This is a genomic window from Mycobacterium aquaticum, from assembly GCF_002086485.1.
GTDB lineage: Bacteria > Actinomycetota > Actinomycetes > Mycobacteriales > Mycobacteriaceae > Mycobacterium > Mycobacterium aquaticum.
Window position 1 is genome coordinate 85,041 of sequence record NZ_MVHF01000004.1, and the last position, 18,991, is coordinate 104,031.

Sequence of the window (18,991 nt, forward strand, 5' to 3'; positions counted from 1 at the left end):
GCCGTGATCGTGTCGGATGAGCAGATCGTGTCGGTCCGCACCGCCAGCGGCAAGCAGCTCTACCAGTTCCTGTCCAGCGGCTACTCGCAGTTGAAGTGGACCCGGGAGCTGCGCGAAGTGTCGATCTGCAACCTGGGTGTTCCACCGAAGGCCGGCTATGTGCGGATCCCAGACATCACGCCCTGGATGCACTGGGTGGACGTGTGGGACGGTCAGGGCCGCGAACTCTATTGGTCCGGCCCGATCCAGTCCGCCGAGCAGGGTCGCGACTGGCTGGCCCTCTCGGCGCGCGACGCGAGCTCGCTGCTGGGCCGCACACGCTGCCCGCTGACGAAACGGTGGGACGCCGCCGACCCGGCCGAGGTCGCGCGGGAACTGTGGGACGCGGCGATCGACCACCACGGCCTGAACATCAAACCGATCTCGCGGCCCGACCCGCGTGGTGACCGGTTCGAATTCTCCTGCACCGCAGACACCGCGATGACCGACAACGTCATCAAGGACCTGACCGACCGCGGCCTGTACTGGTCGGTGGTGGCCGGCATTCCACTGCTCGGCCCGGCGAAGTTCGAAGCGGTCGCGACGCTGAGCGAGGACGACTTCGTTGACGGCGGACTGTCGGTGATCCGCGACGGCGCCAACACCTCGAACGATGTGCTGCTGCGCGCCGCGGACGCGGTGTCACGCGGCCGAGTCGAAATGGGTGGGCTGAGCCTGCAGAGCATCGTGAACATCGACTCGATGTTCGGGGTGTCCAACACCGATCGGGAGGCATACAAGTACGCCCGTTACAACGGGGTCATCCGTGACGCCATCAAGGTGCCGCCGGGTGCGTCGCTGCACCGTGACACGCCAATCTCCATGCAACTGCTGGTGCCGTCGGTGCGGCTGAATGTGGAGGCGTACGGGCTGTTGTCGACCATGGAACTGGCTGGGGTGACGGTGAACTGCTCGTCGAGCGGCGTGACCGTCGGGATCGACCTGGAGTCGGTGAACGACGATCTGCCCGAGCTGGTGGAGCTTGACCAGCAGGCGCAGCGGGGACGTCAGCCGTGAGCGGCGTCGCGACCCTGCAGCGTCCGCCGCGCACCGATCAGGAATGGGCGCGGCAGATTTCGCGTCGGCTCGATGTGCTCGAGAACCCCCGGTCACTGCGGGTGTCGGACTGGGTGATCAATTCTGTCGACGGGAAACTGATCGCGACGCGGCCCGGTCAGTCCGTCGACCTGGACAACCCGGCGGGCCCGGTGTCGGTCGACCTGGGGAGCCTGCGCGGGTTCACGAGCACCGATCGCGAAGAGGTTATCAACGAGGCGAAAACGTCGGCGTGGCAGGAGCTTTACGAGAAGCTCACCGGCCAGCTGAACCCGGTTGACGCACTCAAAAGCTTGTCCGATTTCTTCCGTATCGAGCTCGGCGGCCCGATCAGCGCTGACCGGATCCCACTGATCCCGCTGACGCATATTCGCGACATCAACCGCAACCTGATCCTCGACGGCGGGTTCGACACCGGCGACACCCTGCTGGGCCTGCCTGACTGGACCCACGATGCCACCGACGGCCGAAGCAAGCCCGGCTGTGCCGTCACAACGGCCGACGGCACCTCACATGTCATCTACAGCAACGACATCCAGGTCGCCAAGGACGACAAGCTCAACCTGTCGGTGGCGGTGAAATGGGTTGGCCTGACGGCGTTGGCCGGCAGCGACGCGATCCGGCTCAACGTCGTCGCCTACGACGCGAGCGGCGTGATGATCGGCGGCGCCCCCACCATGGTGGCGTCGGTGGCCAGTCCGTCGGGTAACAGCGGCGGCACCAACGGGTGGGGCACGACGCTCAGCGGCACCTACACCGTGCCGGCCACCGCGGTGATCGTGACCGTTGAACTGACCGTGATGGCCACCGCCACTGCGGGCACAGTGAAGTTCGACGATGCCGAGTCCCGCAAGACCGGCAGCTTCCTGCAGGACTACGTCAAGGATCTGCCTGCCGATCTCCAGTCGTTGCTCGGATGGATCGAGGCCACCGTCAACGCCGGACTGGGCGCGCTCGGTATCCCCGCGATGGGCAGCCTGGCAGACAAACTGCTCGACTTCCAGGACGGGCTATCGGACCTACAGAACGCCGCCGAGGATGCGTTCGCCAACGCGCAAAACGCTCTCGACTCCCTGGCCGACAAACTCGGCATCTCCGATTGGGATGACTGGCTCACGAATCAGTGGGGCAACCTGCGTGACGCACTGGCCAACGCGCCCGCGACGGTGATCGGGATGCTGGACATGACCCGCATCACGGGCCTGCCGGACCTCAACACCCAGGCCACCCAGCTAATCGAGATCATCGCCGGGCACGCTGTCACACCGATCACTTCGGCGTTGCAGCAGGCCAAGGACTGGATTACTGGCACGGGCAGCAAGACACAGTTCCTCACCTTCGGTGGGCTTTTCGACCCCACGAAGCTCAATGGCCAGGTGCCGTCGAACGGCGTGGCCGGCATCGGCGGTGCGACGAGCATCGGTGACGCGCTTCAGCAGGCAGTCGATGCGGTCACCCAGGGAGCCGGTGGCTTGGGTGGCTCCGGGTTCAACTTTCTCGATGCGCTCGCGCAGTTGACCGGTCTGCGCCAAGCAACGGCGGGCGCGAACGCCGCAGTCCTCAATGTGCAATCGCAACTGGCTGGCCTGGATCCGGCCGCGTCGTCGGAGATCATCAACTTCAGCGAGTATGTGAATGCCGGTGCCCCGCCGTCGATGTTCACCAAGGTCTTCGACCAGGGATCCGGCGGCATCGTCACCTCGGGCGGAAAGTTGGTGTGGTCGGGCAGCGCTGGCGATGAGCGCTACCTGTTCAACGGCGGCCCCCTGCAGACCGATCTGTTCGAGGTCAATGTCGTTCTGCCGACGGTCCCGTCGCACGGGTGGTTCGGCGCCGATGGCAACAACTTCATCTATCTCATCGGCCGATCCGACGCCGCCGGGAACAACATGTGTATCGCCGAAATCGGCTGGGACCGTGTGCGAATCATGTCGTACAACACCGGCACCACCACCGTGCTGGCCACCGTCAATCAGTCCGACATAGTCACCGGCGGCTGCCGTGTGGCGTTCAAGGGCGGTAACGCCCTGCAGCCGCGCTACTTCCACGTCGCGGTCAACGACGACATCGTCACCTCAGCCACCGACATCGCGCCGATCACCCAACTGGGCAGCAGCTTCCGGCTGTGCGGACTTGGCCTCAAGAAAGATTCCAGCTACGACACTGGCACCATCTCTGCCTGGTCCATGCTCGACGGTGGCGCATCGGCAGGGTCCGGCGTCGTTGCGGGTATGACCGCGGCGGGGCCCACCAACCTGATCATTTGGAAGGGCACCGCTGCTGAGTACGCTGCCATTCCGACGAAGAACCCCAACACGATCTACGCGGTGAAGAACTGATGCCGATCTACATCGGCGACGCCGCCGCCAGCATCTACGTCGGCAACGATCTGCAGGACGCCGTTTACCTGGGCAGTGACCGTATCTGGCCGCCGATCTCGTTCCCGTACGTCATCGAGAACACCAACCTCACCGACGCCGAAACGCCAAGTGAGGCTGCGGGCGTCATCGTCGAGTTGGCCGGTGGCGGCGGGCCCGGTAAGGCGGGCGCTGTCATGCCGTCGCAGAACAACGTCGTGGCTGCTGGCGGTGACGGCGGCGGTGGGGCGGCCACGATCGGAACCGCGGGGCTCCGGTTCTTCATCCCGATCGAAGACCTCGGCCCACTGTTCAGCACCATCGTCGGAACCCCGGGAACCGCATCGAGTTTCGTCTCCGGTGCCGTCCAGCTCAATGCGGGCGCGGGGACGAATAGTGCCGGCGGGACACCGACCATCTCCGGGATCGGCTATGGCTTCTCAGCACCGGGATCATTGGGCGCCAACACCTTGGGCGGTGCGGCCGGTGGCGGCCAAGGGCGTACCGCGCGCACCGACAGCAACAAAAACGTCAGCTACACCCCAGGCACCGCGGGCGCCGCGTCGCTGTTCAAAAGCGGCGGCGCATACCTATCACCCGACCCAGTCCCCGAGGCCAGTAAGCCCAGCGGTGGAGCTGGCGGTGGTGCCGCCGGGCGGGGCTACGGCGCCGGTGGTGGCGGGGGATCGGGCCAGATCCAGGGCACCCCGGTGGACGGATCCGGAAAAGTCGGTGGCCCGGGCTACCTGCGTGTCACGTTCACCGACAAGCGGCACTACTGGGGCAGGTTCCTGGCCGGGTCGTGGTCCTGGACGCTGCCGTCCTGGCTGCGCAATGGTGACAAGATCCGGCTCACCGGGCTCGGCGGCGGCCGCGGTGGAGACAAAGGCGGCTCCACCTCTGGTGGTGCTGGAGGACGCGCCGGCGCGTGGAACGACGTCGTGCTGACCGTCGGTGTCGACGTTCCGGTCGGCGGCACGCTCGTCGGCGTCGTCGGGACCGGCGGCGCGATCAACAGCGGCAACGGCGGCAACACCACCTGCACCACAGTCGGATTCGTCGCGCTCGGAGCCACGGCGAGCAACGGCGGCACAGCGACTGGAGGTGATAACTCCGGCATCCACTCCTACCTCGATGACGACTACATCGGCGGCCTGGGAGGCCTCTACGGCGGCGACATCAACCTCACCGATCCAGTGGGTGGCGACGGCGGCCCCGGCTCTGGCGGCGGCGGTGGCGGCTCGATCTTCTTTTCCGGCAAGGACGGCGGCAAGGGCGGCGACGGTCGCCTGTTCATCCACGCATACCAGGTGTGAGGGCTGACGCGTGCCGTGGTTTCCTGAGCGCCAGACATCTCCGCTGCTGCGGATCGGGTGGGGCGGTGCCCCAGACCATTCCGGCAGCCAGATCACCGAGCCGTCGTGGTGGGCGGTGCTCGGTATCGATCTAGCCCTGACGGTCCGCTGTGTCACCGAACTGGAATTGCAGGCGCTGCAAAGCCTCAACCTCGTGCGCGCGGTCACCGTGAGTCGAGACCTGGCGCTGCAAAAAGTCGCGGCCATGACGATGGCGCGGCAACTCACCGTCACCCGAGGTCTCGAACTACAGGGCATCTACTTACTCGACATGGCGCTGGCCGCGCAGATCGACCGCGCCATGGTGCTCGGCCGCGTCGTGGGCCTCGGCCTCGCCCAGACCATCAACGTGAACCGGCTGCTGACCCTCGACATGGTCAAGCCCATCGACCTGCCCCGGGCGATCACCGTCGGCCGCGACCTGACCAGCACCCTGCTGGCACCAATCAACCTGCCGCAGACCGTCATCGCCAACCGGTCCGCTTCGTTCGACTACATCCGCACGCTCGCGCTCGCTCAATCGCTGACCCTCAACCGATCACTCTCGCTGGCGTTCCCCGCCACAGGACTACCGGCCACCGAGTCATACGCCACCGCGGGCGCCTATGCCTACACCTTCCCCCGCAACTGCGACTTTATCGACGCCGTGGTGCTCGGCGCGGGTGGCGGCGGTGCCAGCTCGGGCACGTTCTACACACTCAAGGGATACCCCGGCGAGGCAGGCTCATGGGCCGCTGGCACCATCCAGCGCGGCACCACAATTGCATGGGCAGTCGCCCAGATCACCGGAACGGTCGGAACCGGCGGTCCACGTGGATCCGGTGGATTCACCGGCACAGCAGGCCAAGCGGGCACCGCCACGACCGCGGCCGCCACCGGCTGGGCCGGTCTATCAGGCGCGGGCGGAGCGGGCGGCATCGCGAACGCAACCGGCACATCAGACAACGTCGGCCGCTCACCCGGAAACTACAACTACAACGGCCAGCCGTACTACGGCGGCGGCACACAGTCGACCAACGGCGCAGCGGGCAACCCACCCGGCGGCGGCGGCGCCGGCGGCGCGAGCTTCGGCGGCGCAGGTGGCGTAGGAGCCCCCGGCCTCGCAGCTTTCCGGGCGTACCAGTAACTGCACGCGGCTCAACCACTATGACCGCGTGGCCAACACCGGTATCACCGCTTATCTGGCGAACAAGCTCCTCGATCACGTGTGCCGCAACGTCGCCTACACACCACCCGCGGTGGTGTACTTCCAAGCGCACACCGGCCAACCCGGCGCCGCCTGCAGCTCGAACGTCGCGACCAACACCACGCGGTACGCCTGCTCATTCGCGGCGGCGGCGTCCGGCGCGATCGCACTGTCCAACACCCCCGAACACACCCTGGGCGGCACCAACACCGTCACCCACGGATCGTTCTGGGACACGGCCAGCGGAGGCAACGCGCTGTGGAGTGCAGATGCTTCGGTCGCAAAAGGTGGTGTGTCCGGTGACATCATCCGCGTCACCACCGCGCCGCTGTCCTTCTCGCCGATCGCATCGTAGGAGACACCATGGCTGACAACGAGATCCAGTGGGGCGTGCAGTGGGAGGTAGCGACGCCGCCCGAGTCGGTCACCACCAACACCCCGGTCGCGCCGATACCACCGGCCCCTGACGCCGACCAGGAATTGCAGGATCAGTACGCCGAACTGCTCATCGCGTTCGAGGAAGCGGTTCGGGTCCACGCCGCGCTGCTCGATGAAGCTCTGGCCGACCCGGCGGCGTGGCAGATCACGGTGACGGTGTTCGGGTCGGAGGCCGAGGCGCGCCAGACGTTGGCTGAGATGCGTCGTGTCAACAACGGCAACGTGCTGACCCGCAACTTCCAGTTGGTGACCTCACCGCCGCGCTCCTGGACGCCCGTGTAGCCGCACCGCCGCTCCGTAACCTCACCGCCGTGGCGATCACGGAGTACACCGAGCCGAACGTCTGCATCGGGGAGAACCTCACCACCGACGACGCCGGACAGCTCCGTTTGCAGCCGTGGGCGGTGCCGCGTCTCGTTGCTGATGTGCGGGGCAATTCGGGTGGTGACGGGAAGGTATACCCGACCACTGCGCTGCCGGGAAAGCTGCTGATCGACATCAAAGCTGGGTGGCGCAATGAAACTCCGCTCGAGCAGCAGTTGTTGATCCGCGTGGTCCGCGGCCCGCGCTACTGGCTGACCAGCAACCCGAACGCGATTCAGTTCCGTGACCGCTGGACCTACGCGATGGACGCCGAACCCGGACCGCCGATCACGTCGGGAATCTTCAACGGGCAGACCGGATCCGCGATCGACCTGGGCACCAACAGTGTCGCCGAGCCTCAGCCAGGGCAGCAGTGGATGTGGACCGACACCAACATGGTCGACGAGTGGGTGCCCTACCCGATCGGGCCCGGCCAGTCGTTCAAGGCCTGGTACCGCTGCTACGTGTGGACGCCGCCGCCGTGGAGCGACAACGCGAACAAGAACAGCCCGAAGCATGAGGCGAAAGCGAATTGGGCTCGGCTACAACTGATCGCGTTCGGACAGCAAGGAAATGTGGTGACCGGATGAACCTGCTCGTGGGCATCCTGATCGGGATCGCGGTCTGGCCGGCGGTTTACGTCGCGTCCTGGGGCGTGGCGTGGATCCGCTACTGGAGGGGTCGGCGATGACCGTCAAACCCTGCACCATGGAGGGGATGCTGGCCACGGTCGACGGTCTCGACATGGCGCGGCACTGGTTTCCCCGCATTGTCGCCGAACGATTCCTCGAATCCACCAAGGACGGCACGATCAGCCGCGCCCCCGACCCGGTGACGATGATCAGCGGCGACATAGACTGGTACAACAACACCGGTGACCCGCAAGTCGTTGCCGTGCAGGTCAATAGAGCACCGCGCAGCATCGTCGCGCAGAACCCCGGCACCGTCGTGATCCACGACGCCTGGTCGCACGCGCAGGGTGTCAGCCCCACCGCCGACTACCCCAGCATCGTTCAGGACGCGTTCGGTGGCCGCGCCCAGGTCGACCGGCCGGAGGCCCGCGCGGAGGACCTGAAATACGGGCGCCTGTTCATCGACGGTGACGGCTCGCAGGCGTGGGTGCCGATCGGCGTCCTGCCGGCGAAGCATTCGCTGCACTTCCGCTACCTCGCCGCGGTCCAGACTCCCGGCGTGTGGACGTCGGCCAGCGAGTTCGAGTCGCGGTGGGAAGCGCACGCCCGCTGGGCCCGCCTGCTGGTATTTGCCACCCCGGTGGGTTCGGCATGAGCGGCGCCAACAGTGAGCACTTCGCGATCGTCGACGAAGCGATCGAACCGCAGCCATGGACGCAATACCGCCAGCTGGCCAGCCGGACAGCCACATCGGTATCCCGCAGCTACGACACGAGCGGTGGCGGCAACAAAGCAGACCTGGTGCACAGCGTCGACATTCAGTGGACGAACAACAGCCCAGTGCCGCAGCAGGTTTACGGTCTCGTGACCCGGGCCGGCGCACAGGTGACATTGCAGGCCCGGTCCCGCGGCTACCTCGTCACCTCGCACGGCATCGACATCCGACCCACCGCGACGCCACCAGCGAGTTTCGACATGGTGGAGGTGTCGCGGTTCGGGTGCGGCATGGACATCGGCAAGGGCGGAACCCTCGCATTGGGTACCAGCTTCGGTGTGCACGAAGTGCGGCAAAACAGCCAGAGCGCACCGTTGATGCCGCAGACCCCCGGGTGGCCGATGGTGGCGCCGGGGGAGACGTTCTTCGCGCGCGTGACCGTCCGATTCGTCAGCGATTTCTGGGAGAACACCACCATCGACGGCGGCGACCAGAACACCGAGTCGTTGTTCATCTCCGGCGATACACGCGTCGACCTGTTCGGAATCCCCAGCGTTGCAGGCGGTCCGCTGCCGTCACGGCCGGTCCCCACGGTCGTGGGGGTGGAGCACTCCACCAACAACACGTTCCCCACCGACGTCGATGTGCCGGCCGGAACAGCGGCGGGCGACGCCATGTTGGCGATCGTGGCGAACAACATCGGCCTGGCCTCCGACATCACCCCGTCCGAATCCGGTTGGACCGAGCTGCATGTCCGCAATGACGGACTGATGGGCATCGGCGACGTCCACATGAAGGTGTACGGCCGCATCGCGTCGGCAGCCGAACCGGCTTCCTACCACTTCACCACCGGCGTGCTGGCCGAGGAGATCGTCACGCTCGTGGTGCTGCGCGACGCCTCCACGGACTTCACCGAGTGGCGATTCGCCTCCACCCTGTCCCGGCGGTTCTGGGAACGCGGCGACGGCGGCCACGTGTGCCCCAGCATCGACAGCCGCGGTCAGCTGCTGTTGTGCGCCTCCCACATCGCTCACACGCCGCTGCAGGCGCCGATCAACCAGGCACCCCCGGCCGGCATGACCGCGCTGTCCGACGTCGACGCCACCGGCTCCACGATGGCGGTCGCCGCGCTCGCCAGTCCGCCGCGGCCCACGCTGGACCGGTCGTTCACCCCGACCAAGGAACCCCAGTGGTCCGGGCGCGCGATCGCCCTGTCGGTGCTGGTGCCCGGCACCCCCGTCATCTGAGCCAGCCCAGATGTTTGATCCGCCCGAGGGCTTCGACGACATGCTGGGCGACGCCGTGCTGGCGCCGCTGACGGGCCCGGTGTTGGACCTCGATGTGCCGGACGTCGGCGTCGTGAAGGCCCGTCGGCCGATGCCGAGATCGGCGGCCGCGCTGGCAATGTCAGGCAACCCGAAGATCACCCCGGAGGAACGGCACCGCCACCTGACCCAATTCGTCCGGGACCACCTCGACGACGGCGAGTTTGAGCGGCTGCTGTCAGCCATGATGGCCGACGAACTCCCCGGCGACACCACCACGCGCGTGGCGCGCGGGCTGGCGACCTGGGGCACCGCACGCCCCTATGTCGCCGTGATCATCCTGGCGGTGATGGCCGGCACGCACTGGCGAACCGTTCGACAGCGGATGCGGTCGGACGGAATCGCTGACCCGATGCGGGAACTACCGCACATGCACGCCGTCATCGATGAGATCGAAACACTCGCGCTGGAGGGCACGGCCAGCACGGGCGATAAGGATCGGGATCGGCTGGCCCGCGAGGACCTGATGGACCGGCTGTATGCGCCCGAGCCGGAAGGGGCGGAACGCCTGAACGGCAAGGACTATCGGGCGCAGGTCAAACCTCCCGAGGGCTTCACGCCTGGTGAGGTGGAGGCGTCGTTCGATGCGTTCACGCGGGCGATGTCGGGGATGCGGTAGCTGCACGCTGGGCCCATAACCTGCGGGGCATGTCGACGTTGGTTCCGTTCCTCGATCTGTCGAAGCCAGTCGGTGAACGGCTGGCGCCGCAGATGCAGCAGGAGATCGCCGAGGTCGCACCGTCCGGGCTGGTCAACGGGGCTGTCACCACAGCGAAGCTGGCCGAGAAAGCCGTCACGGGCCCGAAGCTCGCCGACGGGGCAGCCACCACAGAGAAGATCGCCACCAACGGTGTGGAAGCCGTCAACCTCGCCCCCGGCGCCGTCACCACCCCCAAGCTCGACGACGACGCGGTCACCGCAGCCAAGGCAGGTCTGGGTGTCGTCACCGCCTACGACAAGGATGGCAACCCTGTCGATGCGCCGATGGTGTTCATGACTCAAACCGAGTACGCAGCCATCACGCCGGTGCCGGGCGTCACCTACATGCTGCGAGCTGGCTGATGCCCATCCCGGGGATCGTCACCATCAAACGCGACGGACAGGACATCGTCGAGATCCGCCGCGATGGTCAACTGCTCTGGTCGACATCGTCACTTGGGGACTACTTCGACCGAGATGATCTCGGCGCCAACTGGGTTCACTACGGCCCGGCGAGCGACTATGTGGCTGGCATCGTGGACGGGTCGCTTCGCCTCGACATTCCCGACGGGTTGCTGGCCGCGGCCCTCAAGACCGACCGCGTGCGGCTCAACACCGGCACGACCGGTGCCGATGACTATTACCTCGAATTCCGTATCGGCTCGCAGGGTTCCGGCAACAGCATCACTAACACGCAGCACCGCACGCAGGTGTTCGCGCGGGTGTCCAACGGTGCTTTCACGCACGGCGTCGGTGTCGAGCTGCTCAACTCCAAGCTGGCGATCGTGCGCCGCGTCGCCGGCACCGACACCATCATGGTTCCGGACTGCGGCGCCTACGCTGCCGGCGACATCTGCCGCCTGTCAGGTGTGGGGAACCTGCACACGTTGCGCCGCAATGGCAAGTTCGCGGGGGAGTGGCCGGACAACGCCGGCACCGCGGCGAAGGGCGCGGGCTACCGCAGTATCGGTGCCCGGGTGGATGCGTCGAAGGATGCGCTTGGGCCGCGCCGGTTCTCGCCGACGATCGATTGGATTGTGGCCGGATAGGGCTTGCACCCTGCAGCTTTACCGTCCGGTGTCGTGCTCGGAAAACTGCTCGCATCGCTCGTGCCCATCCTCGGAAAAGCCATCTTCGACTACGCGGTGGAGTGGTTGAAGGACCCCGCCAACCGCGACGACATCGACTCAGCAACCAAGTTCGTGCGGGAGCAGGCGGCCGAGGTGTTGCCGTCCCTCGTCGACAAGGCCACCAACGTCATCCCCGGCCAGCTCGATGACCAGGTCCTCGACAGCCTGGCGCGTCGTCTCGCACCGATGCTCGCCGGTCACTTGCCCGACCTCGGCGCCCTCACCAACGTGGTGGCCCAGTTGCAGCAGTTCGCCGGCCGGCTGCCCAACCTCGGTGGCCTGTTCGGCGGTGGCCGCTGATGCCGGCGCGCGCTGCGGTCGAGTACCTCAAGGCCCGCTTCCGGGAACGCGTCGGCAACGACTACATCTACGGCGGCGAGTGGTCCAAGACCAACGTGCGGCAGGGCTGCGACTGCTCCGCGCTGGCCGCTCACGGGCTCAACGGCGTGATCTACGGCGAGGCCATGCAGTGGCGACGCATCGACCCGGCGACCGGCGCGTGGATCACCACCGAATCGTGGCGCCCCATCGAGGTGGGGGACCGCGGACCGTTTGGCACCATCACCGTCGCGCACCCCAACGACTTCCCGGCCGACGCCGCGGTGAAGATCGCCATCCACCACGGGCCCGGCGGCGGTGCCAACTCGCACATGTGGATCGAAGTCGACGGCGTCCGAATGGAATCCAACGGCACCGACGGCTGCGTCACCGGCAACCAAGCCCGCTCTGTCTATGACACGGGGTACGCGAACGACTGGGCTTACCTACCCGGCCCGATCACCGAGGACGGCACCGAAGTGGCGCCGGACCCCAACGCCGTCACCTACGGCATCGACATCTCCAACCACCAGGGCGTGATGGACCTCGACCGCGTCAAAGCCGAGGGGTTCGACTTCGTGTTCGCCAAGGTGTCCGAGGGCGCGAGCTACCGGGACCCGTTCTGGCCCAAGACGCGTGACGACGCTCGGCGGCTCGGCCTGATCCTGGCCGGCTACCACTACGTCCGCACCGGCGACCCGGCGGCCCAGGCCCGTCTGTTCGTCGACCAGCTCGGCGACAAGTCCATCCCCGCCATGCTCGACTTCGAAGCCGGATCCGGTGACATCGCCCAGTTCTGGGCAGTCAAGGCCGAGATCGAGAAGCTCGGGGTGCGAGTCGCGCTGTCGTATATCCCCGACTGGTATTGGGCGCAGATCGGCAAGCCGGACCTGTCGCAGGTGCCGGGCCTCATCCGCTCCGAGTACGTCTCTGGCAGCGGATACGCGTCGGTGCTGTACCCAGGCAACTCCTGGGCGATGTGGGGCGCGTACGGCGGCCGTACGCCCGACATTCTGCAGTTCACCGACCGTGCCCTAGTGGCCGGGAAATCGGTCGACGCCAACGCGTTCCGCGGCACACCCACGCAGCTCCGCCAACTTCTCAACCTCGAAACCCCACCACAGTCAGGAGAAATCACCATGTCCGCAGCCGAAGAGCTCGAAGCCCAGTCCCGCGGTGTGTTCCCACCGTCCGACCCCGCCAAGCGGTCCGGCTGGCCGCAGCCGTGGCGGTTCGTGTTCTCCCGTTTCGCTCGCCCGTTCAACAGCATCGTGAAGGACCCGGCGCGCGGCCCGTGGGGTCGTGTCCAGCCGGACGGCAGCTGGCAGAACGGCCACACCGACAGCGACGAGCAGACCGTCACCATCGGTGAGCAGATCGCCTGGCGCAACGACTTTTCCGACGGCATCGTCCGGGACCACGGGGACGTGATGATCGAGCTGATGGAGGACCTCATCGCCCGCCGCAAGGCCGCCGGACAGTCCACCAGCCCGGCCAGCGACGCGCTCAAGGCCAAGTAGCGATGAGCATCGCGGCGGCCATCGCGACCGCCGGCCTGGCGCACATGTTCGGCGATTACCTGATCCAGTCCGATTGGATGGCCCAGGAGAAGACGAAGCGGTGGTGGCCAGCAGTCGCGCACGCGCTGACGTACGGCATCCCGTTCCTGTTCGTCACCCAGTCGCCGCTGGCGCTGCTCGTGATCATCAGCACGCACGCCGTGATCGACCGGTATCGGCTGGCTCGGCACGTCGTGTGGTTCAAGAATCAGTTCGCCCCCAGTGCCTTCCGGCCGCCGCACACCCCGACTGGCCACGGCGCAGACCGCCCCGACTGGCTGGCCGTGTGGCTGCTCATCATCGCCGACAACGTGCTCCACATGCTGATCAACGTCGCCGCGGTGGTGTGGCTATGACCGGCATGGCCGAGCTGCTGGCCGGGCGCCGCGGCGTCGAGTTCGTGCGGCACGCGATCCTGACGTTCGCCGGCACCTGGGCCGCGCCCGGCTCCGGCTATCCATCGTGGGTCGTGGCCGGTGCTGCGGACACGTTGGACGCACCGGTGTTCGAGGTACCCGTCCAGGCACCGTGGAGCTTCGGGTTCATCGGCGCACCCAACCCGAACGCCCCGAGCTACGCGAAGTCCGTCGACATCGCGGTGGAGTGGGCGATCGAGTGGATCTTGGCGCACCCGCTGCAGACGTTCGGGCTCGGCGGCTACTCCCAGGGCGCCGAGGCGGCGTCACGCGTGCTGCTGGAGATCATCACCCCGGGCGGCCGCCTGTATCACCTGCGGCGCAACTTCGTCGGCGGCTACACGATCGGCAACCCGATGCGCGGGCAAGGCCACACCGGGTCCGGCCTCGTCGACCCGGGCGGCCGCGGCATCGCCGCCAAGCGCCTGCCCGCCGACCTCCCGGCCACGTGGGTCGACATCGGCAACCCGGGCGACATGTACACCTCGGTGCCGATCGGCCAGGCGGGCGACAACATCACCGCCTGCTACATGGCGGCGATCCAACTCGGCCTCGACATCAACGCCGCCACCGCAGTGCTGGCCGCGCTCACCGGAAAGGGCGGCTTGGCCGAGCAAGTCCTGGAGCTGCTGACCAACCCGCTGAACGTCGGCGCCCTGGCGAAGAGTGTCGCCGTGGCGTTGCAGTTCGTGGCCCAGAATCCGCCGACCGGTCCGCACATCACCTACGAATGGCGGCCTGTCACTGCCGACGGTCGCACCGGGATCCAGTACGCAGTCGACCACCTCGGCGCCATCGCCGCCGCGATACCAGCAGCGGCCTGACACCGTGGCCGCGGTCTACGCGATGTGCTGGATCGGCATCGCGGACAGCGCAGCATCCATCGCGCTGGCGTTTACTCTGGCGTGGCGCAACCGTCGCACCTAGCTCATGTGGTGCACCTTGAGGGCGATGTCTCCAACGGCCTCGGCTAACCTCTCGACAGCAATTGCCATGCGCCGCTCGTACTCGTTACTGGCTGCGTGTCTAGCTAGGCGCGCCGAGCTCTGCGCTTCTGCCGCTTTACCTTGAGCCATGTGTGCCTCCGGTTCCTTGGGGTGGGTAGAAGTCCACTCTTGCTCAGATATCGTGGCGCGCTAGGTCTTCGGGGAGATCGGCCATACCCAGGACATGTCCCCAACGATGAGCCTGAGCTCTTTCGCCGAGGCGGGGGCAATCACCGTTACGGTGCCCCGCATGCGAGTTCCCGGGACGAACGTCTGAAGTACGGCGTCGGCGTGCTCTGTGCAGGGCGACGCAATATCGAGGTCGCGATGCAGAACGCCATCGCCATCCTCGATGGCCCAGTTGTTGATACGCAGGGCGTCGGCCGAACCAGACCACTCAAGCTTGTTCGCTGCCTGACCATCAACCGAGTACCGCAGATATTGCTGCCCGGGAGCGAGCGGTGAAATCTGGTAGGGATCCGAGCACTGATATCCCGGTTCGATCGCCGTGACGGTGAACTCCAGATCGCACGGCGCGGTCGGTGATGGGCACCCGACACCGGCGCCTTCACCGATCGCTTTGAGCATCGCGCCGCTAGCGTCGCGTCGAGGCTCGCCCGTCGGCGCCACCGGCGGTTGCTCGGGCCCGCGTTCAGTGGTGACCGTGACGGTGGTGGCCGCGGGTTGCTGGGTGGGCTGGCTGCAGGCAACAAGAAGCGCCAGCGCGGTGATCGCGGCGGGCACGGCGATGACGCGGAGGCCCGTCATGGGTAGATGTGGTACTGCGGCTGGCCCAGCGGCGTCGGTGGCCAGGCGTTCGGGTCGACGGGGTAGCAGCGGCCGACAGATGGCACCCATCCAGTGATCTGTCCGTACTGGCCGTTGATGGCCTGCGGCTGTGTCGAGAAACACCGGTCCCAGGTGCCGTCTGGACGGATCGGGCCGTCGCAGTACTGCGCGAACGGCTGGGTCTCGCACCCGGCGCTGGACGGCGCGGCCAGCGCCAAACCGGCCGCCGCCAGGCCCCCTGCGACCAGCCCACCTGTGAGCCACCTGTACATGCGCGGAATCGTACGACACTGTCTTGACGCCCGTGACAGTTCCTCATCACCCGTTCCGGCGCGCGCCTGAGTTGTGCCAGAGTTGTGACAACACACGCGCGAAACCGCGCGAAACCATGCGAACACATGCGATCGTCATGCCTGATCAGGAGCCTTTTCCGCGACACAGCGCGAAGCCATGCGACGGTATCGGGCGGACTGTAAATCCGTCGGCTTACGCCTACAGTGGTTCGAATCCACTACCTGCCACACTGATCAGGCCCCCTTTCGAGGGGGCCTGATTGCGTTGTGGGGCACGACCGTCCGCAGGGCGTCCGCAGTCAGTTCTGGCGGCGGTCGAATGCAGTGGCAACAGCGTCGAGATGGTCCGGGAACAGATGCCCGTACCGGTCCAATGTCAGCACCGCTGTCTTGTGTCCAAGGAGCTCTGTACCACCTTGACCTTCGTCCCCGAGCTGATGGCCAACGAGGCGCAGGGGTGCCGTAGATTGTGCAGCCGCACCCCATCACACCCATCGACAGCCGCCACGGCCTCCCAACGGCATGTTCATGAAGATGTCCAGACCTTTACCGAATGGGACGATCTCGTATTCGGGCTCGAAGTAGGTGACCGCGCTCCCGACCGGCAGATCTGGTGAGGTGAACAGATGCGACGTCTCACTGCCCGTCAGTAGCAGTAATCGCTGACTACCTGGGAATGGATAGTCTTCGTCCCACTCCGCGATCTCATTGCGGTCGGGCTCGCCCCAGTACGCGGCGAGGGTCTTCATGGCCGACGGGGATGTCACACCGCAAGACTCTCCGTCGTAGATGGTGTAACCGGCGTGGACTTGTCGGAGGAACGTCTGAACAGCCGGGGGCACCGAGTCGAACAGCGGCGGCATCTCGTCCCCGATGGTGCGCGGGTCTTCGCCAACCCACACGAGGAGATCACCGTTGAACCGTCGCACCACGTAGTCCAACGACGGGGCACCCAGCCAGCTGTGTTTCGCTACTCGTACGTCGACCAGCGAGTCGCGCAAAACCGCTGCGTAGCGGGGGATGAGCTCCACGAATTCGGCGTTCCACAACGCTAATGCGGCGTGCGCACGATCCTGTGGATCTGCCGACTCCGCCACGGGCCACCACCCTTGGGGGATAAGCGCTCTGGTGTCGTCGCCGGGCGCGAGAATGTTGATGGGCTCCGATTCCCAAGTCGCTGCGGCTCTCAGCGCCGCCTCGTCAATTCCTGACACCGTCTAATACCGTCCCTGTCTTATCGTTTCGGCAGTTGGCTATCGGCGAGCTGGGCGATCAACTCGGTCAACTCGCGACGTTTCTGGTCCTGTAGCGCAATCTGCTGGTTTGCCACTGAGGGTCCACGCCTTTCATGTCGGCGGCCGACTGGGAATTCTTGATTCGCTCGTTGACCTCGGAAGGTGACCATTGCAGGTTCATCGGTGCATGATGACCTCCCACATGTTTTCCGTGAGGTCCAGGAACCGTGGGAGAAACAGAATCTCCACCTTGGGCACAATGAGGTCGGGAGAGGCCGCGGGCTCATCTCCTCGCTTGTTTGTGCGGGTCCCGACCGTGTACCGGAGGGTGTTGGTCGCCGATGGCAGGCCGGGGGGTTGACCTTGTAATGGGACGTTCGGATAACCTCACTGGAGACTGCTGCCCGGTCCGCCGTGCTATGGGCTGGCGTACACACAATTTGCTGTTTCCGCGCATTTCGCCAAGCTGTGCCGCACAGTGGTTTGATGCCAGTCTCGAGGCGTTGCACTTTGTTGCCAGCGGCCATCGCCGCCGTGGCCCTCATCTTCACCGCGGCGGGCTGTCAGAAGTCAGCCGATGAAGCCAAACCCACACCCGAAGCGCCCGCGTCCACATCTGCGGAAGCGCCCGAGTCGACTCTGTCTCAATCGCCCACTGCCGCAGCTGATGCGACGGTGCTCTTCGAGGTCACCGGGTCGGGAACGGCGATCACCATCGATACCGACCCGACAACTGATCGGGTGTATGACGCGCCGCTGCCATGGCAGCGCACCATCACCGTCGGACCCGATGTACACCTGCTTCAGGTGGTTGCCGTAGGCGCTGACAATGCTGGCTGCCGGATCACTCTCAACGGCCAGGTGGTTACCGAGCAGCCTGCCGGGTCTGCGCACTGCACATACACCCGACCGTAAGACTCGTAAGAGTTGTCGGGCTCGGCGCATTCCTGCCGGCGCTGGGATGTCTTCGACGCGTGGCCAAGGCATGCCGAACTCCGACGGCCTGAGGCTGTTCGCGCCCAACGGTTTTCGTTTGCGTTCGGCGTCAGTGCCGACCGGCAAGTCCGCCGTGCCCGCGTTACGACTTGAGCAGGTTGCCCGCGTCGATGACGTGGGCGTGGCCGGTGACGTAGCGGGCCGCGTCGGATACCAGGTACAGCACGCCGTCGCTGACGTCCTGGGGTGTCATCCATGGGATTGGCAGCAGGTTGACACCCTTGAACACGTCGATGACGTCCTTGCGGGTCGGATGCTCCAGATCCGGCCGGAACAGTCCCCACACGAACTGGTTGCCGATCATGTCGGTGTCGACCTGTCCGGGGTTCACGGAGTTCACCCTGATGTTGTATTGCCCGAGCTCCATCGCCAGTGACTGCACCAGTCCGTTCACCCCGAACTTCGACGCGGTGTAGGCCGCGATGTTGGGATGCCCCTTGATGCCGTCCGCGGAACCGGTCATCACGATCGAGCCGCCTGTGCCCTGCTCGATCAGAGTGGGGATGGCCGCCCGGACGGTGTTCCAGACCCCGGTCAAGTTGATGTCGAGCATCTCGCGCCACGCCTCCTCGGTGATCTCCCACGCCAGACCACCCGCACAGATGCCGGCGTTCGCGACCACAATGTCGACGCGCCCAAAATGGCTGATGCCGTCGTCGAAGACGCGCCTGACGGCTTCGAAGTCGCGGACGTCGGCGATGTCGGCCACGACCTTGCGCCCGGTCTCCTCGATGAGCTCACGTGTCTGTGCCAGGTCCTGGGGCGTCGAGCCGGGATACGGCGTCGATGAAGGCTTGGCGCACAAGTCAAACCCGATGATGTCGGCACCCTCGCGGGCCAGCGTAAGCGCGTGTGAACGCCCCTGGCCGCGGGCGATGCCACTGATGAATGCGACCTTGCCGTCGAGTTGTCCCATGGTGGCTCCTTTTTCGGTGGTTCTGACCTTCGCGTCCGTGGCGGACCCTGTGAGCCGGGTCGCCCTGGACGCCGTTCCGAAATGGTCCGCCCAGTGGGAGTCGCTCCGTAAGACACACGGTGTGACCGTTTCACCGCCACCGGGGACACAGAACGTGTCGCTGGCTGGCCGACCGGGGATACACGAAA

21 protein-coding genes, 1 tRNA gene and 1 pseudogene are annotated in these 18,991 nt (G+C 66.1%); 18 read left to right on the forward strand and 5 right to left on the reverse strand.

Annotated features, from left to right (window positions below; genetic code table 11):
* Window positions 1–3 precede the first annotated feature (3 nt).
* From BST13_RS05850 to BST13_RS05930, 16 genes are all read left to right on the forward strand, one after another.
* A complete protein-coding gene (locus BST13_RS05850; protein WP_083161604.1) occupies window positions 4–1,056 on the forward strand; it encodes a hypothetical protein in 1,053 nt (350 codons plus the stop codon).
* Entirely contained in the window at window positions 1,053–3,434 is a 2,382-nt protein-coding gene (locus BST13_RS05855) for a phage upper tail fiber protein (RefSeq protein ID WP_083161606.1), read from the forward strand. Before BST13_RS05850 ends, BST13_RS05855 begins: the two co-directional genes overlap by 4 nt.
* The gene (locus tag BST13_RS05860; RefSeq protein WP_083161608.1) at window positions 3,434–4,768 is read left to right on the forward strand and encodes a glycine-rich domain-containing protein; all 1,335 of its coding nucleotides are present in this window, start codon (window positions 3,434–3,436) and stop codon (window positions 4,766–4,768) included. The genes BST13_RS05855 and BST13_RS05860 overlap by 1 nt, the downstream gene beginning before the upstream one ends.
* 10 nt (window positions 4,769–4,778) lie before the next feature.
* The gene (locus tag BST13_RS39010; protein WP_083161610.1) at window positions 4,779–5,933 is read left to right on the forward strand and encodes a glycine-rich domain-containing protein; all 1,155 of its coding nucleotides are present in this window, start codon (window positions 4,779–4,781) and stop codon (window positions 5,931–5,933) included.
* Window positions 5,934–5,961: 28 nt separating this feature from the next.
* Window positions 5,962–6,348, forward strand: a complete 387-nt coding sequence (locus BST13_RS05870) for a phage tail fiber protein (RefSeq protein ID WP_083161612.1) — start codon at window positions 5,962–5,964, stop codon at window positions 6,346–6,348.
* Window positions 6,349–6,356: 8 nt separating this feature from the next.
* On the forward strand, window positions 6,357–6,713 hold the full coding sequence (locus BST13_RS05875) for a hypothetical protein (RefSeq protein ID WP_083161614.1): 357 nt from the start codon (window positions 6,357–6,359) through the stop codon (window positions 6,711–6,713).
* A 29-nt stretch (window positions 6,714–6,742) separates the two neighbouring features.
* A complete protein-coding gene (locus BST13_RS05880) occupies window positions 6,743–7,384 on the forward strand; it encodes a DUF7172 family protein (RefSeq protein WP_083161616.1) in 642 nt (213 codons plus the stop codon).
* 97 nt (window positions 7,385–7,481) lie between these two features.
* A complete protein-coding gene (locus BST13_RS05885) occupies window positions 7,482–8,081 on the forward strand; it encodes a DUF7172 family protein (RefSeq protein ID WP_083161618.1) in 600 nt (199 codons plus the stop codon).
* Entirely contained in the window at window positions 8,078–9,388 is a 1,311-nt protein-coding gene (locus BST13_RS05890) for a DUF7172 family protein (RefSeq protein WP_083161620.1), read from the forward strand. Before BST13_RS05885 ends, BST13_RS05890 begins: the two co-directional genes overlap by 4 nt.
* A gap of 10 nt (window positions 9,389–9,398) precedes the next feature.
* Window positions 9,399–10,085: a DUF7240 domain-containing protein gene (locus BST13_RS39660; protein ID WP_245839390.1), complete on the forward strand. Its 687-nt coding sequence runs from the start codon at window positions 9,399–9,401 to the stop codon at window positions 10,083–10,085.
* 29 nt (window positions 10,086–10,114) lie between these two features.
* Window positions 10,115–10,528: a hypothetical protein gene (locus BST13_RS05905; protein ID WP_083161622.1), complete on the forward strand. Its 414-nt coding sequence runs from the start codon at window positions 10,115–10,117 to the stop codon at window positions 10,526–10,528.
* Complete coding sequence (locus BST13_RS05910) at window positions 10,528–11,214, forward strand: DUF7257 domain-containing protein (RefSeq protein ID WP_083161624.1); 687 nt, start codon at window positions 10,528–10,530, stop codon at window positions 11,212–11,214. Before BST13_RS05905 ends, BST13_RS05910 begins: the two co-directional genes overlap by 1 nt.
* Before the next feature lie 33 nt (window positions 11,215–11,247).
* On the forward strand, window positions 11,248–11,595 hold the full coding sequence (locus tag BST13_RS05915) for a hypothetical protein (protein ID WP_083161626.1): 348 nt from the start codon (window positions 11,248–11,250) through the stop codon (window positions 11,593–11,595).
* The gene (locus tag BST13_RS39665; protein ID WP_425436987.1) at window positions 11,592–13,133 is read left to right on the forward strand and encodes a glycoside hydrolase family 25 protein; all 1,542 of its coding nucleotides are present in this window, start codon (window positions 11,592–11,594) and stop codon (window positions 13,131–13,133) included. The genes BST13_RS05915 and BST13_RS39665 overlap by 4 nt, the downstream gene beginning before the upstream one ends.
* Window positions 13,134–13,135: 2 nt before the next feature.
* A complete protein-coding gene (locus tag BST13_RS05925) occupies window positions 13,136–13,528 on the forward strand; it encodes a DUF3307 domain-containing protein (protein WP_083161630.1) in 393 nt (130 codons plus the stop codon).
* Window positions 13,525–14,412: a hypothetical protein gene (locus BST13_RS05930; protein ID WP_083161632.1), complete on the forward strand. Its 888-nt coding sequence runs from the start codon at window positions 13,525–13,527 to the stop codon at window positions 14,410–14,412. The genes BST13_RS05925 and BST13_RS05930 overlap by 4 nt, the downstream gene beginning before the upstream one ends.
* 312 nt (window positions 14,413–14,724) lie before the next feature.
* Here BST13_RS05930 and BST13_RS05935 read toward each other — a convergent pair whose 3' ends face one another.
* The gene (locus BST13_RS05935) at window positions 14,725–15,342 is read right to left on the reverse strand and encodes a DUF4352 domain-containing protein (protein WP_083161634.1); all 618 of its coding nucleotides are present in this window, start codon (window positions 15,340–15,342) and stop codon (window positions 14,725–14,727) included.
* Complete coding sequence (locus tag BST13_RS05940; protein ID WP_083161636.1) at window positions 15,339–15,635, reverse strand: CDGP domain-containing protein; 297 nt, start codon at window positions 15,633–15,635, stop codon at window positions 15,339–15,341. The genes BST13_RS05935 and BST13_RS05940 overlap by 4 nt, the downstream gene beginning before the upstream one ends.
* Before the next feature lie 180 nt (window positions 15,636–15,815).
* On the opposite strand from BST13_RS05940, the gene BST13_RS39015 reads away from it, so the two are divergent.
* Window positions 15,816–15,884, forward strand: a tRNA-Tyr gene (locus tag BST13_RS39015).
* Window positions 15,885–15,955: 71 nt separating this feature from the next.
* On the opposite strand, the pseudogene BST13_RS40510 reads toward BST13_RS39015, so the two are convergent.
* Window positions 15,956–16,131 (reverse strand): annotated as a pseudogene (locus BST13_RS40510) (site-specific integrase); the annotation flags it as partial.
* Window positions 16,132–16,141: 10 nt separating this feature from the next.
* A complete protein-coding gene (locus BST13_RS05950; RefSeq protein WP_142282739.1) occupies window positions 16,142–16,870 on the reverse strand; it encodes a hypothetical protein in 729 nt (242 codons plus the stop codon).
* A gap of 507 nt (window positions 16,871–17,377) precedes the next feature.
* On the opposite strand from BST13_RS05950, the gene BST13_RS05955 reads away from it, so the two are divergent.
* The gene (locus tag BST13_RS05955; protein WP_083161640.1) at window positions 17,378–17,806 is read left to right on the forward strand and encodes an MmpS family transport accessory protein; all 429 of its coding nucleotides are present in this window, start codon (window positions 17,378–17,380) and stop codon (window positions 17,804–17,806) included.
* A gap of 163 nt (window positions 17,807–17,969) precedes the next feature.
* Here BST13_RS05955 and BST13_RS05960 read toward each other — a convergent pair whose 3' ends face one another.
* Window positions 17,970–18,803: a mycofactocin-coupled SDR family oxidoreductase gene (locus BST13_RS05960; RefSeq protein WP_083161642.1), complete on the reverse strand. Its 834-nt coding sequence runs from the start codon at window positions 18,801–18,803 to the stop codon at window positions 17,970–17,972.
* Window positions 18,804–18,991 lie beyond the last annotated feature (188 nt).

Excerpts from the sequence above, each read along its gene's own strand:
- BST13_RS05860 (WP_083161608.1), top strand. The coding sequence starts at position 3,434 with ATGCCGATCTACATCGGCGACGCCGCCGCCAGCATCTACGTCGGCAAC.
- BST13_RS05875 (WP_083161614.1), top strand. The coding sequence starts at position 6,357 with ATGGCTGACAACGAGATCCAGTGGGGCGTGCAGTGGGAGGTAGCGACG.
- BST13_RS05885 (WP_083161618.1), top strand. The coding sequence starts at position 7,482 with ATGACCGTCAAACCCTGCACCATGGAGGGGATGCTGGCCACGGTCGAC.
- BST13_RS05890 (WP_083161620.1), top strand. The coding sequence starts at position 8,078 with ATGAGCGGCGCCAACAGTGAGCACTTCGCGATCGTCGACGAAGCGATC.
- BST13_RS39660 (WP_245839390.1), top strand. The coding sequence starts at position 9,399 with ATGTTTGATCCGCCCGAGGGCTTCGACGACATGCTGGGCGACGCCGTG.
- BST13_RS05905 (WP_083161622.1), top strand. The coding sequence starts at position 10,115 with ATGTCGACGTTGGTTCCGTTCCTCGATCTGTCGAAGCCAGTCGGTGAA.
- BST13_RS05910 (WP_083161624.1), top strand. The coding sequence starts at position 10,528 with ATGCCCATCCCGGGGATCGTCACCATCAAACGCGACGGACAGGACATC.
- BST13_RS05925 (WP_083161630.1), top strand. The coding sequence starts at position 13,136 with ATGAGCATCGCGGCGGCCATCGCGACCGCCGGCCTGGCGCACATGTTC.
- BST13_RS05930 (WP_083161632.1), top strand. The coding sequence starts at position 13,525 with ATGACCGGCATGGCCGAGCTGCTGGCCGGGCGCCGCGGCGTCGAGTTC.
- BST13_RS05935 (WP_083161634.1), bottom strand. The coding sequence starts at position 15,342 with ATGACGGGCCTCCGCGTCATCGCCGTGCCCGCCGCGATCACCGCGCTG.
- BST13_RS05940 (WP_083161636.1), bottom strand. The coding sequence starts at position 15,635 with ATGTACAGGTGGCTCACAGGTGGGCTGGTCGCAGGGGGCCTGGCGGCG.
- BST13_RS05955 (WP_083161640.1), top strand. The coding sequence starts at position 17,378 with ATGCCAGTCTCGAGGCGTTGCACTTTGTTGCCAGCGGCCATCGCCGCC.
- BST13_RS05960 (WP_083161642.1), bottom strand. The coding sequence starts at position 18,803 with ATGGGACAACTCGACGGCAAGGTCGCATTCATCAGTGGCATCGCCCGC.